Annotated in this window: 20 protein-coding genes; all 20 read left to right on the forward strand. The window is 32.4% G+C overall.

The genetic code is table 11. From position 1 onward, the window contains the following. Nucleotides 1-256: 256 nt before the first annotated feature. Entirely contained in the window at nt 257-1,111 is an 855-nt protein-coding gene (locus GQ40_RS16580) for an ABC transporter permease (RefSeq protein WP_047550994.1), read from the forward strand. Nucleotides 1,112-1,119: 8 nt separating this feature from the next. Continuing rightward, nucleotides 1,120-2,373 (forward strand): ABC transporter ATP-binding protein, encoded by a 1,254-nt coding sequence (locus GQ40_RS16585; protein ID WP_047550998.1) that lies wholly within the window; start codon nt 1,120-1,122, stop codon nt 2,371-2,373. 138 nt (nt 2,374-2,511) lie between these two features. After that, on the forward strand, nt 2,512-3,591 hold the full coding sequence (locus GQ40_RS16590; protein WP_052184304.1) for a nitroreductase family protein: 1,080 nt from the start codon (nt 2,512-2,514) through the stop codon (nt 3,589-3,591). After that, entirely contained in the window at nt 3,592-4,731 is a 1,140-nt protein-coding gene (locus tag GQ40_RS16595; RefSeq protein WP_047551001.1) for a polysaccharide pyruvyl transferase family protein, read from the forward strand. A gap of 14 nt (nt 4,732-4,745) precedes the next feature. Further along, nucleotides 4,746-5,606 (forward strand): glycosyltransferase family 2 protein, encoded by an 861-nt coding sequence (locus GQ40_RS16600; RefSeq protein WP_047551004.1) that lies wholly within the window; start codon nt 4,746-4,748, stop codon nt 5,604-5,606. Then, complete coding sequence (locus tag GQ40_RS17305) at nt 5,603-6,613, forward strand: glycosyltransferase family 2 protein (protein ID WP_052184305.1); 1,011 nt, start codon at nt 5,603-5,605, stop codon at nt 6,611-6,613. Before GQ40_RS16600 ends, GQ40_RS17305 begins: the two co-directional genes overlap by 4 nt. Next, nucleotides 6,610-7,713, forward strand: coding sequence for a glycosyltransferase (locus tag GQ40_RS16610; protein WP_047551007.1), 1,104 nt, complete (start codon nt 6,610-6,612; stop codon nt 7,711-7,713). Before GQ40_RS17305 ends, GQ40_RS16610 begins: the two co-directional genes overlap by 4 nt. Then, nucleotides 7,706-8,662, forward strand: a complete 957-nt coding sequence (locus GQ40_RS16615) for a glycosyltransferase family 2 protein (protein ID WP_047551009.1) — start codon at nt 7,706-7,708, stop codon at nt 8,660-8,662. Before GQ40_RS16610 ends, GQ40_RS16615 begins: the two co-directional genes overlap by 8 nt. A 2-nt stretch (nt 8,663-8,664) precedes the next feature. Beyond that, on the forward strand, nt 8,665-9,528 hold the full coding sequence (locus GQ40_RS17310) for a glycosyltransferase family 2 protein (protein WP_081990238.1): 864 nt from the start codon (nt 8,665-8,667) through the stop codon (nt 9,526-9,528). A 9-nt stretch (nt 9,529-9,537) separates the two neighbouring features. Then, nucleotides 9,538-10,284 carry an acyltransferase gene (locus GQ40_RS17315; RefSeq protein ID WP_052184307.1) on the forward strand — a complete coding sequence of 249 codons (747 nt, stop codon included), beginning with the start codon at nt 9,538-9,540 and terminating at the stop codon, nt 10,282-10,284. Continuing rightward, nucleotides 10,281-11,270, forward strand: coding sequence for a glycosyltransferase family 2 protein (locus GQ40_RS16630; RefSeq protein ID WP_047551012.1), 990 nt, complete (start codon nt 10,281-10,283; stop codon nt 11,268-11,270). Before GQ40_RS17315 ends, GQ40_RS16630 begins: the two co-directional genes overlap by 4 nt. A 7-nt stretch (nt 11,271-11,277) precedes the next feature. After that, nucleotides 11,278-12,375, forward strand: coding sequence for a non-hydrolyzing UDP-N-acetylglucosamine 2-epimerase (gene wecB / locus GQ40_RS16635; RefSeq protein WP_047551015.1), 1,098 nt, complete (start codon nt 11,278-11,280; stop codon nt 12,373-12,375). Between the two features lie 17 nt (nt 12,376-12,392). Next, a complete protein-coding gene (locus GQ40_RS16640) occupies nt 12,393-13,601 on the forward strand; it encodes a hypothetical protein (RefSeq protein WP_052184308.1) in 1,209 nt (402 codons plus the stop codon). A gap of 104 nt (nt 13,602-13,705) precedes the next feature. Then, nucleotides 13,706-14,701: an acyltransferase family protein gene (locus GQ40_RS16645; protein WP_156115605.1), complete on the forward strand. Its 996-nt coding sequence runs from the start codon at nt 13,706-13,708 to the stop codon at nt 14,699-14,701. Nucleotides 14,702-14,708: 7 nt separating this feature from the next. After that, a complete protein-coding gene (locus GQ40_RS16650; protein ID WP_047551021.1) occupies nt 14,709-15,992 on the forward strand; it encodes a glycosyltransferase in 1,284 nt (427 codons plus the stop codon). Continuing rightward, nucleotides 15,989-17,155 (forward strand): glycosyltransferase family 4 protein, encoded by a 1,167-nt coding sequence (locus GQ40_RS16655; RefSeq protein WP_047551024.1) that lies wholly within the window; start codon nt 15,989-15,991, stop codon nt 17,153-17,155. The genes GQ40_RS16650 and GQ40_RS16655 overlap by 4 nt, the downstream gene beginning before the upstream one ends. Beyond that, a complete protein-coding gene (locus GQ40_RS16660) occupies nt 17,148-18,299 on the forward strand; it encodes a glycosyltransferase family 4 protein (protein ID WP_047551026.1) in 1,152 nt (383 codons plus the stop codon). The genes GQ40_RS16655 and GQ40_RS16660 overlap by 8 nt, the downstream gene beginning before the upstream one ends. Continuing rightward, entirely contained in the window at nt 18,292-19,722 is a 1,431-nt protein-coding gene (locus tag GQ40_RS16665; RefSeq protein ID WP_047551030.1) for a hypothetical protein, read from the forward strand. Before GQ40_RS16660 ends, GQ40_RS16665 begins: the two co-directional genes overlap by 8 nt. After that, entirely contained in the window at nt 19,719-20,717 is a 999-nt protein-coding gene (locus GQ40_RS16670; protein WP_047551033.1) for a glycosyltransferase family 4 protein, read from the forward strand. Before GQ40_RS16665 ends, GQ40_RS16670 begins: the two co-directional genes overlap by 4 nt. Beyond that, nucleotides 20,710-21,840 (forward strand): glycosyltransferase family 4 protein, encoded by a 1,131-nt coding sequence (locus GQ40_RS16675; protein WP_047551036.1) that lies wholly within the window; start codon nt 20,710-20,712, stop codon nt 21,838-21,840. The genes GQ40_RS16670 and GQ40_RS16675 overlap by 8 nt, the downstream gene beginning before the upstream one ends. The last annotated feature ends 4 nt before the right edge of the window (nt 21,841-21,844 follow it).

The following is a 21,844-nucleotide window of genomic DNA, read 5'->3' on the forward strand; positions in this document are numbered from 1 at the left end:
AAAATCAAACTATAATTTTTTTATTTCTTTAATTTTAGAAAGCTTGTTTTTTTTATGAAGCGTGTGTCAAAAAAGAATATAAGAATTAAAGCCTTAAGATAAATGTGTTTAAATGAAATAAGTAAATTTTATGTTTATTTTTGCCAATCTTTAAGAAATGAATGTCATTAAAAATAAAGTATAATTGAATATAAATATCAGTATTTTGAAAATTTTTAAAAGTGTTATGAAAAAAAGTATTTACAATAATAATTAAATGAGTGATTCAAATCAATATAAACTCGTAATTGAGCCTAAAACAAAGCTATTAGATCTTAATCTAAAAGAGGTATGGCGTTATCGTGATTTGCTTGTGTTGTTTGTGAGACGTGATTTTGTTGCGGTTTACAAGCAAACTATTTTTGGTCCACTGTGGTTTTTCATTCAGCCAATATTAACAACCATTATGTTTATGGTTGTTTTTGGTGGTATTGCTAAAATGAGTACCGACGGATTGCCACAAGCAGTCTTTTACTTGGCAGGTATTGTATGCTGGAATTATTTTGCTGAGGCTTTAAGGTCCACTTCAGAAACTTTTGTGGCAAATGCCGGTATTTTTGGTAAAGTCTATTTCCCAAGAGTGATTACACCTTTATCAATAGTGGTTTCAAAACTCTTGACGTTTGGTGTTCAATTTGTGTTATTTCTCGTTGTATTCTTTTATTATTATTTGTTTACAGATGCAAACTTGTACCCAAACTCTGCTTTGTTTCTATTGCCTGTTTTAATTGTGATTACTGCAGGATTAGCATTAGGTTTAGGGTTGTTAATCACAGCGCTCACTACAAAATATAGGGATTTTAGATTTCTAATTAGCTTTGCTATTCAACTAGGGATGTATGCAACACCAATCATTTATCCCTTGAGTGAGATAAAAGATCAATATATAAGATATGCAGTATTGGCAAACCCTATGAGCTCTATTATAGAAACGTTTAGATATTCATTTACAGGTTCAGGTGAATTTAGTTGGTTGTCCTTAGGATATAGCTTTGGTTTTATGATATTACTACTCACTTTTGGCGTTTTAATGTTCAATAAAGTAGAAAAAACATTTATGGATACCGTTTAATTATAATTATGGAAAAGCCTATAATAAAAATAGAGAATTTGAGTAAACAGTACCGTTTAGGTACAATTGGTACTGGGACGCTTTCTCATGATATTAATCGCTGGTGGCATACAGTAAGAGGTAAAGAAGATCCTTATCTTAAGGTTGGTGAAGCTAATGACCGATCCAAAAAGGGTAACTCAGAGTATGTTTGGGCTTTAAAAGACTTAAATTTTGAAGTGAAGCAAGGTGAGATTTTAGGGATCATTGGTAAAAATGGTGCAGGTAAATCTACACTTCTTAAGTTATTAAGTCGTGTGACAGCACCAACTACTGGTAAAATTACCTGTCATGGTCGTATTGCTTCGTTATTGGAAGTGGGTACAGGTTTTCATCCAGAACTAACAGGTAGAGAAAATATATACCTCAATGGAGCCATTTTAGGAATGACAAAAAAAGAAATTGCATCTAAATTTGAAGAGATTGTTGATTTTGCGGGTTGTGAAAATTATATTGAAACACCTGTAAAGCGATATTCTTCAGGTATGTACGTGCGTTTAGCCTTTGCAGTTGCAGCACATTTAGAACCAGATATCTTAGTGGTTGATGAGGTTTTGGCTGTAGGTGATGCAGAGTTTCAGAAAAAAGCGATTGGTAAGATGCAAGAAGTGAGCCAAGGACAAGGCAGAACAGTTATATTTGTAAGTCACAACATGGCATCCATTAGAAGCTTATGTACTAATGCTATCGTTATGGAAAACGGAAAGTGTGTTTTTTCAGGTAGTACAAATGAAAGTGTTGAGTTTTATTTGGAAAATAATAAAATGGATGGTTTACAAACTAAATATACCTCCACTGCTACAACCACATCTGATTTAAGAATCAAGCAAGCGCGTATATTTCCAAAAAATGGACAAATTCTAGTAGGTGAGAAATTATCTATTGATACCGAAATAGAAAGTGATACAGAGAATCTAGTGAATTTGCATTTAGGTATTTATAAAATGACAGGAGAGAAAATATTACACCTGTCAAATATTTACGATAAGCATACTCAAACAATTAGATTTTCAGGGGTAAAAAATTTAGTGTGTACAATACCAAATTTAAATTTATCACCAGGATTCTACACTATTAACTTGTCTTTACATAAAGATAATCAGAGACATCAAAGGTTAGAAAGTAGTTTGTCATTTCAAGTTGTTGAGAATGATTTTTATAAAATTGGTAAAATACCTCCATCTAACGAGGCAGTATTCTTAATTGATCAAGACTGGAAATAATAAGTAATGTCAAATAAGATTAAGAAAGGAATCACAAATATAGCTCAATCATCTGTTTTTGACAGACTAAAAAAATACAAGAATGTTATACGCAATTAATAGAGCTGAAAATGGTAATAATTCAATAGTTAAATTGATATGAATTTTAAGCATTACTTAAAACATCCAGGAGCTATTTTATTGTTTTTGAAAAATCCTGTTTCTAAAACTAGAAAATATACTCAGAAAAGAGCTTTTGATTGGGCTGTTAGATCACCAAGAAGATCATCATTTTATTATTGGTTTTTTAGTAAAAGATTCGATAGGGAACATTTTAGCGTATTAAATGGTAAACACGCTCACCTCATCAAAGAAAATACTACAAGTAAAATGGTAACCCTTAGAAGATCTATTCATATGATTGAAAAAGGAATTATTACAATACCCAGGAAGGCTGTTTGGGCTGAAGGATACATAATTCAAACGATACAACATTTAGAGTTTATTTTAAAAAACAATAACGATTTTAATACTAAAAAATGGGCGTTTGATGTACTAACTAAATATTTTCAATTAGTTGAACAGACTGATAGGATTAAGAAAGCAAAATTGCATTTTGAAACATTGAAAAATAGTACTTCAACACAGAATGCCAAAAAAGAAATATTTAGTCCTTATACAAGAAATGATAGTAAATTATCTGAAGTCTCTTACAAAGCGTTTTTTGATTTATGCAATCAAAGAAGATCAGTAAGGTGGTATGAAGATAGGGAAGTGCCCATGGAATTGGTTAAGAAAGCTATAGAAGTTGGTGTTACTGCACCTAGTGCATGTAACAGACAACCTTTTAGGTTTATTGTAGTTACAGATAAGGAAGTTTTAAAACGTACTGTGACTTTACCTATGGGTTGCGTTTCATTTGCTGAGAACATTAAAATGATGGTTATTTTAGTAGGTGATCAAAGCTCGTATTTTGATGAAAGAGATAGGCATCTAATTTATATTGATGGTGGATTAGCAGCTATGAATTTTATGATGGGTCTAGAAACCCAAGGTTTATCTTCATGCCCAATTAACTGGTCAGATATTGAAGAAAGAGAAAAACGTTTATCTGAAGAATTTGATTTAGAGGTTTATGAACGAGGAATAATGTTTTTTTCTATCGGTTACCCTTTAAAAGAAGGCGGTATAGCATATTCCGCAAAGAAAGAAGTAAATGATATAATAAAAATTTATTAAATGTATATTCAAGTTGATAATGTTGGTTTTATAAACAAGGGAGCAGAATTAATGCTACATTCTGTTAGTCAAAGGCTTAATAAAGATAAGAACTATAAATTTCATTTGGTAAAAGGTTTCAATTGTTATGGTCCTACCGAGAAATTTAACAGGTTGGGAATGTTTCAAATATTCGAATTCCAAAGATTTAAAATTAAATTGGAAAAGTTATTTGAACAACCACGCCTAGAAAGATTTGGATTAGTTAAATTAGAACACGTCGATGCTATTTTGGATGCCTCTGGATTTCAGTTTGGAGATCAATGGGTTGACACTTACAATAAAAACTACATTAGTAAATTCAAAGATTATTATTCAAAGTATAAAAAGAATCATACAAAAGTAATTTTACTGCCACAAGCATTCGGTCCATTTAAGGAACCTTTGTCTAGAGAAATCATAGAATTAGTTTATGCGCAAGCGGACGTACTCTTCGCTAGAGACAAAACTTCTTACAAGCATTTAACAACGGTTTTTGGTCAATCTGATAAAATTAAAATGGCGCCAGATTTTACAATTTTAGTAAAGCCTGAAATATCATTGAACTTATATAATAAAGTTAATAATCGTGTATGTATTGTTGTAAATTCTAAAATGATTTCACATACAAATAGGGAGGTTGCAAATGCTTACACCAATTTCATTTTAAAGCTATCAAAGGAATTAATAAAGAAAGATGAGCAATTAACTCTTTTAAATCATGAGGGAGAACAAGATTTGAAATTGATCAAGGAAATTTATGATCAAATTGATAATAAGGATAAGGTAATAATTCTAAACGATTTAGATGGTTTATCTATAAAAGCAGCGATTGGTAAATCTAAACTTTTAATTTCCTCACGCTTTCACGGTGTTGTTAGTGGTTTAAATCAACGTGTTCCAACTTTCTGTACAAGTTGGAGCCATAAGTATAGTGAATTACTTGCCGATTATGGTTTAGAAAATAATTTGTTGGATGTGAATGATTTGGAGGATAGTTATTCTAAGGTTTTAGATGGTTTAGCTAATCCAGATCGTTATATAGCAAAAACAGAAATTCTAACATCCATAGAAAAGCAGACTGAAACAATGTGGGCTACTGTAATCAGTACTCTAAAATAGAAATTGTAATTATTATGAGTGAAGATAATCTGCTTTTTTCAATATTGATTGCTAATTATAATAATGGAATCTATCTAGAAGAATGTTTAGAGAGTATTTTTAAACAAACCTATACTAATTGGGAAATAATTATTGTAGATGACTGCTCAACAGACGTATTAAGTCATGATATATATGAGAAATACAAAAGTCATGACAAAATTAAAATTTATTATAATAAAAAGAATAAAGGTTGTGGTTATACGAAAAGACGTTGTGCAGAATTAGCTACAGGTGATATTTGTGGCTTCGTTGATCCAGATGATGCGATTACATTAAACGCTATAAAATTAATAATAGATAGTCATATTAAAAACGAATTGTCAAGTTTAGTTTATTCGAATTTTAATATATGTGATGAGCAATTGAGAGTTAAAAAAAGAGGTGCAAGGCTTAGGAAAGAAGATATAAATTCAAAAGTGACCACTACTGAAGCAGAGACAGTTAGCCATTTCGCTGGCTTTAAAAATAGTTTGTATAAATTAACAGATGGAATTGACCCAGATTTGAAAAGGGCAGTTGATAAAGACTTATACTTTAAATTAGAAGAAGTTGGTCCGCTTCAATATATTGATGAATCCCTTTATAATTACAGGATTCATAATGGAGGGATTTCAACAAACTCTAATATGTTAAAGGCTGAATATTGGAGCTGGGTTGTAAAGATACGAATGGCGAAAAGGCGTGATTTAAATTTGGAGCTTCATTATGAAAATGAAATAAATAAGAAAATAGATAAAGGAAGAGAGATGGTGAAAAGGACAAACAATTACAAATTAGGATATTTGTTGCTGAATCCAATTCGAAAAGTTCTAGGTTTTTTTAAGGATATATGAAATATCAAGTATCCATATTAATGCCAGTCTACAATGGTGAGAAGTATTTGCGTGAAGCCATAGACTCTGTATTAGCTCAAACGTTTAAGGACTTCGAGTTTCTCATTTTGAATGATGGCAGTACAGATGGTACTCAAAATATAATTGACTCCTATAGTGATAAGCGTATTAAATCGGTTTACCACAAAAATATGGGAGTTGCTAAATCTCTTAATAGAGGTCTGGAACTTGCTCAAGGTGAATACATTTGGAGACATGATGCAGACGATATCTGTCTGCCAGAACAACTAAAGACACAACTTGATTTTTTAGAAAAAAACAAAGGTTTTGCACTAGTATCAACTCAAATAGCATTCATGACCGATCGTGGTAAAATAGCTCATAGCTATAAACAACCAAAAGACAGCTATTTTGATAATCATGATTTTATTAAAGTAAATCGAAGTCAATTTAATCCATATTCTCCAATTACACATGCAACTGTTTTATTGAAAAAGGAAGTATTTGATACTGTAGGAGTATATAGAACAGCATTTAAAACTTCCGAAGATACAGACCTTTGGTTACGCATTATTGAAAAATTTGATGCAGCTGTACTCAATTACTGTTCTTATTTTGTGCGTTTAAACGCTACTTCTGCCACACAAGTTTATAAAAGCACGAATAATTTTTATAGGGATATGGCTTTTCAATTTGCGGATGAGCGTTTGAAATTTGGAGAAGATAGTTTACAGTTGGGAAAAGAAATGCCAAAACCAAATATTGAAAAAAACATTAAAATCACGCCATCAAAAAAGCCTTTTGGTAAAACGTTTAGAAGTGATCTGTTAAGCTTTATGTATAAGGTAGCGCTAAATGCAAAGGACTATAAAAATGTAATAACAATTATAAAAATATCTATAAAAGATGGTTGGCGTTTATCTCAAACTTGGAAAGCAATTATCTTTCCGTTATTGGGTGAGAAATTAGTCAGTGAAGGTGTCCGGTTAAAACAAAAAGTCCAATGATTGTATACTATTTTGGTGCAGATGCACCTTGGGCAAATCAAAAGGAAATAGATATTAATAGACGCAATATGGCTGTGTTATTAGTGATTGCAGAACAGCCTAAAGTTAATGTAGTATATAATATTATACGTTGTACGAGAGGATTAGTTTTGAATAAAAAAAATCAAAAAAGATCATCTCATACTAAAATCAAAAATCTTTATGTTGGAGCGATACTGCCAGAACGAGGAGCTCTAAAATCTATAGTTGGACCACTAAATAAACACTTGTTAAGAATTTTAAATTACAAAGCTTTTAATAGTAAAAACTCAGTTTCCTGGTGCTATTGGCCAAATGGATATTTGGATTATAAATTTTTAGGTTTAAATAATCGCTTGGTTTTTGATACAGACCACAATATCATAAATGATCCTAATTTGCCAGAACATCAAAAAGAAAATAGAGCAAGACTACTATTGGAAGCGGGTAAAAATGCAGAGATTGTTTTAAGTAGTTCTAGATCCATGATAGACTGGTATAAGAAGAAAGGCTTTAATAACACCAAAATAATGATGAATGGTGTTTTTGATTCTCGAATTAATCTTGAGACCAATATAAAATTAGATAATAATTATCAAGTTACTTATTGCGGTACGCTTTCAAAATGGATAAAAATAGACTGGATTATTAGATTGGCTCAAGACCATCCAGAATGGTCTATAAATATTATAGGCAGAAATTATAAAACAGAATTATACACTCAATTAGAGCAATTTAAAAATATAAAATTGCACGGTTTCTTAAAGCCCATGGAGGTTGATAAAATATTAAAGGAAACGAACGTTTGTATAGGCTTATATAGAGAAGAGGTTGCTTTAGATGTTAATAGTATGAAGCTTTATGACTATCTCGCGCAAGGTTTGCCAGTCGTGGTTAACAACTATCATGATAATTTAGCACAAGATTTTAATAATTTAATTCATGTAGAAGATAATTACAATGATTTTATCGAGACCATACAGCACGTAAAAACTATTGATTTTGATAAGCTAAAATACTTTTTAAATGGTGCGACTTGGTACAATAGAGTCAAATCAATAATAAAATCTATAGATGAATAATAGTTATCCTAAAATCTCAATAGTCGTTCCTGTGAAAAATGGAATTGATACATTAGAAAGGCTCATTAAAGGTGTTGAAATACAATCACTATTTAATATAACGGAAGTAGTTATTATAGACTCTGGTAGTACAGATGGTTCTATTGATTATGTATCAAAATTTCCTTTTGTAAACGTTGTAGCCATAGATCCCAAAACATTTAATCATGGTGCAACTCGTAATTTAGCTGTGAAACATTGTAAAGGAGAATTTGTGTTAATGACAGTTCAAGATGCTTGGACCACAGATAAGAGATTGTTAGAACGGATGGTTAGCCATTTTGACGATAAAGAAGTAATGGGAGTTTGTGGTCATCAAGTTGTCCCTCATATAAAAGAATTTAATCCGCACCAATGGTATAGACCTCAAAATGAAGCTATACCAAAGTTTGTGCAATTTGAGAAAGGAGAGTTTGATAATTTGTCACCAAAGGAACAATTTAGTTTTTGTGGTTGGGATGATGTTATCTCTATGTATAGGAAATCTGCTTTGATTGAGATTCCATTTTTGAAAACAGATTTTGCAGAAGATTTGTTATGGGCTAAACATACTTTAAGGGCTGGACACAAAATTGTTTATGACCGTAGAAATATGGTAAACCATTATCATCACTATTTTCCAGAATATGTTTATAAACGTATCTTTGTGGAAAAATATGCCATTTACAAACATTTTGGGTATCATCTTGACGCAAGCGTGCCATTATATAAATATTTTAATCTTTTGTTAAGTAATCTTAAATGGAAGATGAATCCATATTGGTTTTTCTTTAATTTTAGAGCACTAAGGGCACGAAATGAAGCCAATCATCTATTTGATGTTTCTTTAGCAAAAGGGGATGCTTATTTAGATAAAATGTACCAAGAGGTCTGTGGGGTAATCCCACAGGGAAGAATAAATAAAAAATAATTATGAAATCTAATCCACTAGTTAGTGTTCTAATGACAGCTTACAATAGGGAGAATTTTATTGCATCAGCTATTGAAAGTGTTATGGCCTCAACCTATCAAGAATGGGAGCTCATTATATTAGATGACGGTTCTAAGGACCGTACAGTAGAGATTTGTAAATCTTACGAAACAAAAGATGAAAGAGTAAAAGTTTTTGTTAATGAAAAAAATCTAGGACAATTTAAGAACAGAAATAAAATTGTAGATTATGCCAATGGAGAATATATTAAATATTTAGATTCAGACGATCTAATCTATCCTTACGGTTTAGAGCAATTAGTGTATTATATGGAGCAATTTCCCGAAGCGGGTTATGGCTTGTGCTCTATAGAACAAGATAATGAACAGCTTTTTCCCATTATGTTAAGTCCAGAAGAAACCTATAAAAGACATTTTGTTGAGAAGAAGGCTGTCTTTCACAAGGCACCTTTATCATCAATAATAAAGACGAAGGTTTTTAGAGACTTAGGTGGTTTTCCTCACGAAGCAGTTAGTGGTGATTTGGCTATGTGGTGTGAGTTGTCACTTTCTAACAATGTGATTTTGATGCCACATGGTATGGTTTGGTATCGCGTTCATGCAGACCAAGAAATGCAAAAAACAAGAGATAGTGTCTTTGTTGAGTTTGAATATTTTAAGGTTGAGGATTATTATTTAAGTCTTACTGAATGTCCTTTATCTAAAGGAGGTAGAGAGAAAGTGATAAAACTAAATCAAACTAAGCAGAAAAAGTATATATTTTGGAAATTACGTCAGTTAGGCCCTTCCATTGCTTTAAAACTATATAAATACATGAACAAGCCTTTTGAATTGAACAGAGCATAATATTTTAGTATGACAGTAGTGATTAATTTTGTCAAATACCATTTTAAATCTGCCCTTAGAACGATATATTGGATATATAATTTATCTAAAATAAATTTCGGAAGTAATGTAAATCTTAGTTTTCCTATACAAGTGGAAGGTCATGGTTTTGCTAAAATTGATTCAAACTGTACCATTGAGAAAAATGTGAAATTAGGAATTGGAAAAAATGCTCAACTTGTAATAGGAAAGAATAGTTTTTTTGAGAAACAGGGCACTTTATTAATTGGAGACAGTAACGTGTTGAAAATAGGCAATCATTTTAAGTTAGGAACTCATGCGAGACTTTACGTAAAAAATAACTGGACATTTGGGGATAATGTAACCATTGAAACCTATTGTTCAATTTTTGCCAGAGAATCAGAAAAAACCGGTATGCTAACCATTGGGAATAACAGTAATATTGGTGATTACACAATTATGGATATAGTAGATAACATTCAAATAGGAAACGATGTAGCCATTGGGCCTAATTGTACAATCTATACTCATGATCATATTTACACTGATAAAAGCAAGCCTGCGTGGAAAGGAGGTTTAATTTCAAAACCTATTATAATCGAAGATGGTGCTTGGATTGGTTCAAATGTGACCATCCTTCCAGGAGTTATTATAGGGAAGAGAGCTGTAGTTGCAGCTGGTTCTGTAGTTACTAAAAGCTTAGATCCTGAGTGTGTGTATGGTGGGATTCCAGCGAAACTTATAAAAGAAATATGAGCATTAAAAAGGTCTCGATAGTCATACCAAGTTACAATGCTATAGCATATATTCCTGATACACTTAATTCTGTCTTTCAGCAATCGTATTCAAATATTGAGGTTATTGTTATTGATGACGGTTCTACCGATGGTACTTTAGACTATTTAAAAACGATAACACATCCCAATTTTAGTTTTAAAAAAAATAGAGGTAAAGGTGCGTGTGCTGCTAGAAACTATGGCTTTGAACTGTCTTTGGGCAAGTATATTCAATTTTTAGATGCAGATGATTTGTTGAGTCCCGATAAAATTGAAAACCAAGTACAGGATTTAGAGCAAAATCCAGAATATATTGCAGTATGTAGTACTGTTCATTTTTATGAAAAACCAGAACATGGAGAAATAAAAGACTCTCATTTTTTGTATAATACAAATAATCCCAAACAATTTTTATTGAAACTTTTTGGTGGCGATGGTTTAAATCACGGTATGGTAGGGCAACATGCATATTTAAGTCCAAGATTTTTTATTGAAAAAGCAGGCGGATGGAATGAGAAATTATTTAAGGATCAAGATGGTGAATTTTTCACTCGTGTTATTAAGGCTTCTAAGGGAATTTGTCATACACCGGATGTATTTGCTTATTACAGAAAACATGTTAGAGGTAATAACATTGCTAATCAAAAAGAAAGAAAGCACGTAGAGAGCCAGTTCAAGGCACTTATATCAAAATCTAAACAATTAAAAGAATTAGAAGATTCCGAAGCATATAGAAATGCATTTGCGCTCCAGTCAAAACTATTGGCAGTAGATGCCTACCCCCATTTTATGGATGTGTATGATCGTGCTATAAATTTATCTAACCGTTATGGAGGGAGTACTTATGAACCTATTTTAGGCGGAAAAATAATAGAAATGGTAAAATCTATATTTGGATGGAAAAATGCCAAAACATTTAAGCTATTTTTACATCGAATAAAAGACCTAATAATGCCGAAAGCCTAGTGTTGAAATGAGAAAACTACTAATTGTTGTGGGTACAAGACCCAACTATATTAAAGTAACACAATTCAAAAAAGTTGCTGATCAACAATTTGCTGGACAGTTTGATATTAAAATCGTACATACGGGTCAGCATTTTGATAAATCAATGGCCGATATGTTTTTTCAACAATTAGATCTTTGGCCAGATTATTTTTTGAATATTTCGCAAGCGTCACCAAATACGCAAATGGGTGAGATTATGGTGCGATTGGAAAAAGTTATAACTGAAAAGTTTCAGCCAGATGTCATACTCGTTCCAGGAGATGTAAATTCTACGCTAGCTGCAGCACTAACTGCTTATAAACTCGGCATTACTTTGGGACATTTAGAAAGTGGCTTAAGAAGTTTAGATCGTACAATGCCAGAAGAAATGAACCGGATCTTAGTAGATGAAATATCAGATTATTATTTCGTCACAGAGCAAAGTGGATTAGACAATCTTTTAAAAGAACATAAACCTAAAGAAAATATACACATAGTTGGTAATACCATGATTGATACGCTTGTGGCTTTTGAATCTGAAATTGCTTCAAAAAATACTTTAGAAGCGAATGGTTTGGCCAAAGATGAATTTATTTTAATGACCATACATCGTCCTGCTACCGTAGATAATCAACAAGGATTAGAAGGGTTGTTGTCATTGTTAAGAGATATACCAAAGGATTTGGCAATTGTATTTCCAATTCACCCAAGAACTTTGAATAACATTAAAAAATTTGATTTAGAATCTGAATTTGAAGAAATTAAGAATCTAAAATTATTGGCACCTCAAGATTATTTTAGCTTTCAAAATTTAATTCATCACTGCAAAATGGTGTTAACAGATAGTGGAGGCATCCAAGAAGAAACCACGTTTAAACAAAAGCCATGTTTAACCTTAAGACCTAATACTGAACGACCAAGTACATTAACTATTGGATCTAATACACTATTGAATTTTGATAAAAAAGACATCCTTGAGAAGATTAATGCTATCCAAACCGGAACATACAAAGAAGGTCAAATTCCACCACTTTGGGATGGGCAAGCAACACAGCGTATTTTAAAAATCATTGTTAAGAATTGAAGTCAAAGCCATAAAATTTGAAAACCATCTGTATTTTTACCCAATCACCATTAGTAGCTGCTCCTAGAGTGGTTAAAGAAGCAAATGTATATGCTCAAGCTGGTTATAGAGTGATTGTTTACGCACTTTGGTACGATTGGGAAATGTTGGCAAAAGACCGTGCTTTACTTGATGAAAGGATTAGCTATAAAGCTGGAATTGATTTGTTAAATTTTAATAGTTTAAATTCTAAGTACATTCGTTTAAAGCGTAAAATTTCTAGACTTTTTGTAAAATTTACAGGAATTGATACTGTGGGTGCATTGGGATACGATTTTTCATCTTATTTAGAGAAGTTATTGGTTGAAGATGCCGATTTATATATTGGTCACGAAGAAATGAGTATGGCCTTAGCAAATAAATTAATTAAAAAAGGAAAGATAGTTGCTTTTGATTTTGAAGATTGGCATAGCAAAGATTTGTTACCTTCAGCCAGAAAATACCGTCCTATAAAACTGTTAGAGTATTTAGAAGGCTTTCTGCTGGAAAAAGCAAAATATACTTATACCACATCAAAAGCAATGGCATTAGCAATGGCTAATGGAAATAAATCCAAAATGCCTAAGGTCATTTATAACAGCTTTCCGTCTATTAAACTCAATGCTCTGGATCAATCGTCAAAAGACAGAAAAGATAAAGAGCAACCCTCATTATATTGGTTTTCTCAAGTAATTAGTGAGGGCAGAGGATTAGAACTGCTTTGTGAAGCTTTGCAAAAAACAACAACGCCATTACAGCTTCATCTTAGGGGAAAGATCACAAATGATTATCACCATAACTTAAAGCAGTTATTGCCAAAAAATGTTACATTACAGGTTCACGATGTGGTGCCTTTTCAGGAATTAGTATCAAGAATTGCAGAACATGATATAGGCATTGCTTTTGAGGAGGACAAACCCGAGAGCAGAGACTATACAATCACCAATAAAACGTTCCATTACTTACAAGCAGGTATTGCTGTTTTAGCAACGCAGACTAAAGGCCAGGCAGAAATAAAAGCAATAGTCCCAAATGCGGTGGCTATAGTAGAACGTCAACCGGAACAAATTGCTACAATTATTGAAGACCTCTTAAATAATCCATTAAAACTAAAAGCTATGAAAGCAGCAAGTTGGCAAGCAGGACAAGGGGTGTTTGCTTTTGAAAAGCAAGCCTTGAAACTAAAAGAATTTGTGAATAACGTTTAAAAACATTGCATTTGCTCTTTTGTATTTTAATGTCTTTTAGATTCATTTGCCACTTTTTGAAGAGAGTTAGAGCCTGCAAGAGCTAAAATTTTTAAGACTATAAAGTGAAAGCTTTTAATAAAGATAAAAACTATTTAACGATAATAGTGACTTTAAGAGGTCTAGCAGCTATATATGTTTGTATGTATCACTTTACAAAAGATTTTTTAAACGAGGATGATATTATAAATGTGCTTTTTGAAAATGGATGGATAGGTGTTGAGGTGTTTTTTGTAATTTCAGGATTTGTGATTCCATTTTCTCTGTTAGGCACTTCATTTAAATTCCGTCACTATTTCAAATTCATGAAAAAGCGGTTGATTAGAATAGAACCTGCTTATCTCATTTCAGTTATACTGGTATTACTCGTAAGTTATGCAGCCAGTAAAACGCCAGGATTTGCGGGTGAACCAAATAATGTTTCTGTTGCTTTACTTTTACAGCATGTCGGTTACTTGGTAGAGTTTTTTAATAACACGTGGCTCAATCCAGTATATTGGACATTAGAAATAGAATTTCATTTTTATATAATTATCGGTTTGCTTATCGCTTTATGGGATCTTAAAAATCAGTGGCTCACTATATCCTCAATTATTGGATTATTGTTACTGTCTTTTTTAAATCAAGATGTTATTGTATTTTTTAAGTATACAGATATTTTTATATTAGGCATTTTAACTGCTTTTTATAAAAAAAACCAAATTGGTCTATTTCAGTATTTGATTTTTTTATTTCTTGTTAGTTACATCGTTCTTGATAGCCATGGCTGGTTAGTTTCAGTATGGACCTTTATAACTGCTGCGTTGATTGCTTTTGCTAGTCACCACGGAAATGTAAAAGGCTTGATTTTTTTGGGTAATATTTCCTACTCCTTATATTTGATCCACTGGCCAATTGGCGTAAAAATCATTAACTTGAGTAAACGCTTGAAATTGAATGAACTTTCTAAGTATGGAGTTATACTAATTGCATTAAGTTTTAGTATTTTTGCAGCTTGGTTATTTTATAAATACATAGAAAAACCATCACACCAATGGGCCAAAAAAGTAAAGTTCACTTAAACTAATAATGAAAAAAGTCCTTATTGTTTCTCCGCATTTCCCACCTGTAAATGCTGCCGATATGCATCGAGTAAGACAAAGTCTTCCTTATTTTGAGCAGTTTGGTTGGAAACCTACGGTGCTTTGTGTGGATCCTGACTATGTGGAAATGGCAAAAGATGAGTTGTTGGCAAATTCTCTACCTACTGATGCGGAGTATATAATGGTCAAAGCCTATTCTACGAAGTATACACGAAAGTTAGGATTGGGTAATTTGGGTTTAAGATCATTTATACAATTGCTCAAAGCAGGCAATACATTGCTGAAAAAGGAAAATTTTGATCTTATCTATTTTAGCACGACTGTTTTTGCATCAATGCCTTTGGGACGAATTTGGAAACGAAAATTTAACATTCCATTTATCTTAGATATTCAAGACCCTTGGCGTAATGATTACTATTTAACAGTACCAAAGGAAGAGAAACCACCAAAATTTTGGTTTGCCTATAACTTGGATAAATATTTAGAACGTTTTACAGTGCCAAAAGCAAATGGGTTGATAGCAGTTTCACAAGGTTATGTAGACACCTTAAAATCTCGTTATCCATCCATAAAAAATATGCCATCAAAAACACTTACGTTTGGAGCATCGGTTAAGGATTTTGAATTCATAAACTCTAGATTTATCTTTAAATCGTTTGTATTAGATCACAATAAAACCAATTTGATTTATATTGGTCGTGGTGGTCATGACATGGCAAAAAGTCTAAGTGTCATATTCGAGGCATTCAAAAAAGGTTTAGATAGTCACGAGAAATTTAAAAAATGCAAGTTTTGGTTCATTGGGACCAGTTACGCGCCAGATGGGCAAGGAGAACAAACCATAAGGCCTATAGCAAAGCAGTTTGGTGTCGAAAGCTTCGTTGAGGAAATAACAGATAGGAAACCTTATTTTGAAACATTAACGTTATTAAAATCTGCAGATGTTATAGTAATACCAGGTTCTGAAGATGCCAATTATACAGCATCAAAATTATATCCTAATCTATTGGCAAAAAAACCTTTATTGTGTGTATTCCATTCCAATAGCAGTGTGGTGCGTATCGTAAAAGATTTGAATGCAGGAGAGGTGGTATTGTTCGACCAAAAATTAGCGGTTGAGCAGTGTTTAGAACATATGGAAAAGATTGTTACTCAATTGCCTTATATGCCAGAAACGAACTGGGAAAAATTTCAACCTTTTACTGCAGAGGCAATGACCAAAGTGCAATGTGATTTTTTTAATCAAGTTTTAAGATCGCATGGGCTATGAAGAAAAAATTAGCTATTATTACTACGCATCCCATTCAATATAATGCGCCATGGTTTCAATTGTTAGCCAAAAGAAATAACATTGAAGTTAAGGTATTTTATACATGGTCACAGTCTAAAACCAGTGTAAAGGATAAAAATTTCGGGAAACAGATTACTTGGGATATTCCATTGTTAGAGGGTTATGATTATGAATTTGTTGAGAATACTGCTAAAAATCCTGGTGTACATCATTTCTTTGGCATTAACTGTAAGCAGTTGATCCCTAAAATAGAGGCCTACAAACCTGATGCGATTTTAGTGTTTGGGTGGAATTTTATATCCCATCTTAAGGCATTACGATATTTTAAGGGTAAAATTCCAGTGTGGTTTCGAGGGGACTCTACTTTGCTTAATGAAGTGCCAGGTTTCAAAACCAAATTGAGACGCTTGGCTTTGACACGGGTTTATAAATATGTAGACCAAGCACTTTATGTAGGAGAAGCCAATAAAGATTATTTTTTGAAACATGGCTTAAGTAATCAACAATTACTGTATGTGCCACACGCTATAGATAATGAACGCTTCGAGGATAGTGCGGAAAACCATTATGACCAGCAAGCTTCAAATTGGCGAAAAGAATTAGGATTTTCAAACAGAGATCTTGTGGTGTTATATGCAGGCAAGTTTGAGCCTAATAAACAACTCCATATACTACTCGACGCAGTCATAGACGTCAATAACAAAAAAGTAAATCGCATCAAGCTTTTGTTATTAGGGAACGGTCCTTTAGAACAGGATTTAAAAACCAAGGCAAAACCTTATGATTTTGTTACCTTTATCCCGTTTCAAAACCAGAAAAAAATGCCAGTTGTTTATCGCTTAGGAAATGTATTTTGCTTACCATCCGTTTCAGAAACTTGGGGTTTAGCCATAAATGAATCTATGGCTAGTAAAAGACCCGCAATTTTAAGCGATAAGGTTGGTTGTGCAAAAGATATCATTGTCCACGAAAAAAATGGATGGGTATTTGACCATACAAACAAAAAAGAACTTGTAGAGGTTTTGAAATCCTTAGATAAGGAGTCTTTGAAAATCATGGGTGAACATGCCAAGGAACGTATTAATAACTTTAGTTTTGACAATATCGTTGAAGCAATTGAATCTGCATTGATCAATGAGTAAAAAAAAGGTATTAGGGGTATTTGGAAATGTGGCTTTTTATGGGCAAGAACGTGCTAATCTTCAGGTTTTTGAACTTTTGAAAAACTCGGGTTACGATGTGCTTTTAGCAGTCAATGATCTTGGTTTTAAATGGCATTTACAAGATGAAGTGGAAGCAAGAGATTTGCCCTATAAAAAAATGCGCTTCTCCTGGGATTTGAGAAAAACATTAAAATTTAAATCCATTAAGGCCTATTTTATAAATATTCCCAAGTCTAATCGTCAATTATCTCAATTGATTAAGGATTATCAACCAGATTATATTCACGTGTGTAACGACACTCACGTCATGACCTTATTGCCCGTATTGCTGAGAACAAAAATAAAATTGATATATAGACTGGGTGATAAGCCTTCCGGACATTTGTCTAAATTCCATCGGTTTCTTTGGAAGCATTACATCATCCCAAGAGTCGATGCTTTTGTGTGTATTTCGAAATTTGTAGCTGCAGAGGTAATTAAATTAGGTTGTCCGGAAGAAAAAATTACTATTATATATAATTTTCCGCCAAAACGCTTAGCTGAGCATTCAGAAGAAAAATTACCTGAAAGAGATGAATCTGTTGTCACATTTACATTTATTGGTCAATTGTCTAAAGACAAAGGGATACATCTCTTGGTTGAAGCTTTTATAGAGTATGTGATGGTTTATCCAAACTGCAGATTATTAATTGCAGGTAGCTTAAAACATAATCCTGATTTTACAAAGCAACTCATACATCAAGTAGAAAACTCAGGTTTTCAACATAAAGTTTTATTTTTAGAACAAGTAAAAGATATTGCTGCGTTGTTTGCTATCACAGATGTTAATGTTATTCCTTCAGTTTATGAAGAGCCACTTTCAAATGTCATTGTAGAAGCTAAAGTTCATGAGAAAGCTTCCATTGTTTTTGCTTCTGGCGGCTTACCGGAATTGGTATCTCACAAAATAGATGGTTACATTATCTCCAATAAGACGGTGAGCTCTCTTGTGGAGGCAATGACCTATTATTATGAACATCAAGAACTCATAGAGCACCATGGACAAGAAGCTCTGAAAAGTATGGAACGTTTAGAAATTTCGTATCCTAATTTTTTAGAAAAATGGAGTCAAGTTTATGAGTGAAGCTTCGATATTTCCATATAATGGGTCCAATCTTTTTTTTAAAAGGTTAATTCCTTATATCATTGTTTTTGGAATTGTTCTCATTACCTTTTCGGCTCTTGGAAATGCAGATTTTTTAGCCATTCCATCAGTCGTAGTTTTATTCTTTCTATGCAAATGGTTTGCTACAGATCATTACCCGCCAGTACTATTGATAGCCTTTGCTTATCAATGGTTACAAGTAAGTGTTAAGGTGATTTATGCTACGTTAACGTTTAAGACTCTACAAGATGTTGCAGAGTTTCCCAATGAAATTGTTCAAGCTTATTTGCTCTCCTGTTTGGCATTATTGCTGCTTGGATATGGCGTTTTTAGTATGCTCAAAGAAATTAAAATATATCCCAACAGGATATTGCAGTATCTTTTGAGTTTAGATACCAAAAAGACATTGATAGCCTACCTTCTTTTTTCAGTATTTGCTACAGTGCTATATGGTTTAAGATTCACAATACCAGGGCTTTTTCAAGGAATTGTGGCTCTGGGCTATATTAAATGGACGCTGTTCTTTTTTATGTTTTATTCAGCTTTAAAACAAAATCAATACCGTTCAATTTTGTACCTCATTATATTTTTTGAATTTATATCTGGTTTTGCCTCGTATTTTGCAGATTTCAAAACCATTGTCTTTATGGTAATCATTTCATATCTCGCACTTTACCAAATACGCCATAAACAGTTCTTTATATTAGCCATAGCCTTTGTGGTTTTTGGTTATGTAGGTGTCATTTGGACGAGTATAAAATTTGACTATAGGGAATTTGTGAGTGAAGATGCAGGTCAACAAGTGGTAACAGTTAGTGATGAAGAGGCCTTGGGCTATTTGGTGGATAATGTAGGAAACATTTCGCCAGAACAATTAGATCTTGGATTTAGAGCTATGATAGATCGCATATCATACATAGATTATTTCGCCTCTACTATAGAGTATGTCCCAAATGTGGTCGCTCATGAAAATGGGAAACTAACCAAAGATGCGATCATGCATGTACTTGTGCCCAGATTATTCAATCCCAATAAAGCAGCAATTGATGATTCTAAACATTTAACAAAGTATACGGGCGTTTTCTATGCAGATGCTTCTATGGGTGTGTCGTTTGCCTTAGGTTATGTAGGTGATTTTTACATAGATTTTGGTCCTTTTTGGATGTTATTTGCACTTTTTATCTTCGGAAAATGTATTGGGTTCATCATAAGGTCCATTTATAGAACATCGCTCAATACGTTTTGGTCTATGGCCATTATGATACCCTTATTTATTCTATTATATAAATATGAAAATGCATTAATTAAATTTGTTGGTAATCTTATCGTGTTCTGGATTGTAGCCACGCTGTTTAATAAATATGTATGTTCTAAAATTGATAGATACTTAAAAATACAATGAATATAAAAGTTACTTATTTTTTTAGAAAACCCTACCAAGACTATTTTAGTATTGAAAACGTGTTTAAAATAGTGCAGCAAGCGCTACCAAATAAGATAGCAATACATAATTATCATTTAAAATATTATAGTACTGGTGTTATAAAAAGATTAAAAAGTTGTTTTGAGGTTTTAAAACAATTAGCAGACGTAAACCATGTCACGGGAGACATTCATTACGTGACTTATTTTATGCCCAAAAAGAATACCATTTTGACGATTCATGACTTGGCACCATTAGTAAACAGTAAGGGGGTAAAGCATACATTACTTAAGTTTTTTTGGTACCAATTACCCATAAAATCAGTTAAATATGTTACAGTTATTTCAAATTATACAAAATTAGCTTTACTTGATATCATTTCTATAAACCCAGAAAAAATTAAAGTAATTCATAATCCATTATCTAATGAGTTAAAATTTCAGCCTAAGGACAAAGTTGGAAATGTCCCAGTACTTTTGCAAGTAGGAACAAGCTATAATAAAAATTTGGAGGGTTTAATTGAAGCCATTAAAGGATTAAAAGTAGAGTTGATGGTTATAGGCAAGTTGTCTGATGATCAATTGGATAAATTAAATAGTTCTTCAATAATCTATAAAAATGCCTATAACTTAGAATTTGAAGAAGTGATCTCACTTTATGTTAAATCAGATCTCGTTTGTTTTGCTTCTTTTTATGAAGGTTTTGGTTTGCCTATTTTAGAAGCTCAAAGCATAGGAAGGCCAGTAATTACATCTAATAAATGTGCAATGCCAGAAGTGGCTGGTGATGGTGCTGTTTTAATTGATCCATCAAATATCAAAGCCTATAGAGAGGCTATACAATCCATTTTATCAAATCGCGAACAAAGAGAGGTATTAATAAAAAATGGTTTAAAAAACATAGAGAGATTTTCAGCCTCTAAAATAGCTAATCAATATATGGATCTTTACAAATCAATGGTGGCAAATGCATAAACAAAAAACGATTTTGGCTTTTATAGATTGGTATCGACCTGGATACAAAGCTGGAGGCACAATAACTGCATTTGGAAATTTTGTAGACTATCTAGAAAAAGATTTTAACTTCAAAATTGTAACCAGAAATACAGACTATGGAGACGATCAACCTTTTAGCTCTATTGTCTCAAACAAGTGGATAAAAACAGGAAATACGAACAGTTATTATATATCGCAATCTCAACTTTCCTCTAAAACTATTAAAAATATCATCAAGACTACGGAATATGATATTTTATACGTAAACGGAATGTTCTCATTTTACTTTTCAATTTTACCAATAGCTTTTTCAAAAGGTAAAAAAACCATAGTGAATCCACATGGAATGCTATCATCTCAAGCGTTTAGTGTTAAACCTTTGAAGAAAACAATTTTTCTAAAAATTTTTAACACCTTTAAGGTCTATAAGAATATTATTTTTCATGCTGCTAATACCGAAGAAGCTTCTATGATAAATGATAAAATCAAGATTTGTAATGCAATTAAGGTTGCAAACCAATTTCCAAGAAAAATAAAAAATACCGTTGCAAAAAAAAACATACTGAATGATCCAATTCGCCTTGTCAATGTGGCACGAATAGCTCAAGAGAAAGGGACATTGAAGATGATCGAGGCACTTCAAAATATTCAAGCAGAAATTATATTGGATATCTATGGACCAGTATACGATCAAGAGTATTGGGAGAAATGCAAAAACGCTGTTAATAAACTTCCCAAGCATGTGACAGTAAACCACAAAGGTTTCATTGATAGTGAGTTGGTGCTCGAGGTTATAAAAGGGTATGATTTTTTCATTTTACTTTCCGAAGGAGAAAATTTTGGACATTCTATTTTAGAAGCATTATCTGTTGGTTGTCCTGTGATAATATCAAACAATACACCTTGGAAAGACTTGAAATTAAAAAGTATTGGATGGAATGTAGATATTAACAGCAATAAGGAAATAGAAAACGTTTTTGATGAGATTTTCAATATGAATGAAGATAGCTATAAAGAAATGGTTAAACAATCCTTTATATTTGCCAAGAATTTTTCAGAAGACAAAGAGCTTCTCAATCACAACAAAAACTTATTTTTATAAAATT

Source organism: Psychroserpens sp. Hel_I_66, from assembly GCF_000799465.1.
In the GTDB taxonomy this organism is placed as follows: Bacteria; Bacteroidota; Bacteroidia; order Flavobacteriales; family Flavobacteriaceae; genus Psychroserpens.

What these genes read in the sequence shown, in the direction of transcription:
- GQ40_RS17310 (WP_081990238.1), top strand. Translation starts at nt 8,665, where the DNA reads ATGAAATCTAATCCACTAGTTAGTGTTCTAATGACAGCTTACAATAGG.
- GQ40_RS16670 (WP_047551033.1), top strand. Translation starts at nt 19,719, where the DNA reads ATGAATATAAAAGTTACTTATTTTTTTAGAAAACCCTACCAAGACTAT.
- GQ40_RS16665 (WP_047551030.1), top strand. Translation starts at nt 18,292, where the DNA reads ATGAGTGAAGCTTCGATATTTCCATATAATGGGTCCAATCTTTTTTTT.
- GQ40_RS17315 (WP_052184307.1), top strand. Translation starts at nt 9,538, where the DNA reads ATGACAGTAGTGATTAATTTTGTCAAATACCATTTTAAATCTGCCCTT.
- wecB (WP_047551015.1), top strand. Translation starts at nt 11,278, where the DNA reads ATGAGAAAACTACTAATTGTTGTGGGTACAAGACCCAACTATATTAAA.
- GQ40_RS16595 (WP_047551001.1), top strand. Translation starts at nt 3,592, where the DNA reads ATGTATATTCAAGTTGATAATGTTGGTTTTATAAACAAGGGAGCAGAA.
- GQ40_RS17305 (WP_052184305.1), top strand. Translation starts at nt 5,603, where the DNA reads ATGAAATATCAAGTATCCATATTAATGCCAGTCTACAATGGTGAGAAG.
- GQ40_RS16590 (WP_052184304.1), top strand. Translation starts at nt 2,512, where the DNA reads ATGAATTTTAAGCATTACTTAAAACATCCAGGAGCTATTTTATTGTTT.
- GQ40_RS16630 (WP_047551012.1), top strand. Translation starts at nt 10,281, where the DNA reads ATGAGCATTAAAAAGGTCTCGATAGTCATACCAAGTTACAATGCTATA.
- GQ40_RS16585 (WP_047550998.1), top strand. Translation starts at nt 1,120, where the DNA reads ATGGAAAAGCCTATAATAAAAATAGAGAATTTGAGTAAACAGTACCGT.
- GQ40_RS16660 (WP_047551026.1), top strand. Translation starts at nt 17,148, where the DNA reads ATGAGTAAAAAAAAGGTATTAGGGGTATTTGGAAATGTGGCTTTTTAT.
- GQ40_RS16580 (WP_047550994.1), top strand. Translation starts at nt 257, where the DNA reads ATGAGTGATTCAAATCAATATAAACTCGTAATTGAGCCTAAAACAAAG.
- GQ40_RS16655 (WP_047551024.1), top strand. Translation starts at nt 15,989, where the DNA reads ATGAAGAAAAAATTAGCTATTATTACTACGCATCCCATTCAATATAAT.
- GQ40_RS16675 (WP_047551036.1), top strand. Translation starts at nt 20,710, where the DNA reads ATGCATAAACAAAAAACGATTTTGGCTTTTATAGATTGGTATCGACCT.
- GQ40_RS16650 (WP_047551021.1), top strand. Translation starts at nt 14,709, where the DNA reads ATGAAAAAAGTCCTTATTGTTTCTCCGCATTTCCCACCTGTAAATGCT.
- GQ40_RS16615 (WP_047551009.1), top strand. Translation starts at nt 7,706, where the DNA reads ATGAATAATAGTTATCCTAAAATCTCAATAGTCGTTCCTGTGAAAAAT.
- GQ40_RS16600 (WP_047551004.1), top strand. Translation starts at nt 4,746, where the DNA reads ATGAGTGAAGATAATCTGCTTTTTTCAATATTGATTGCTAATTATAAT.
- GQ40_RS16610 (WP_047551007.1), top strand. Translation starts at nt 6,610, where the DNA reads ATGATTGTATACTATTTTGGTGCAGATGCACCTTGGGCAAATCAAAAG.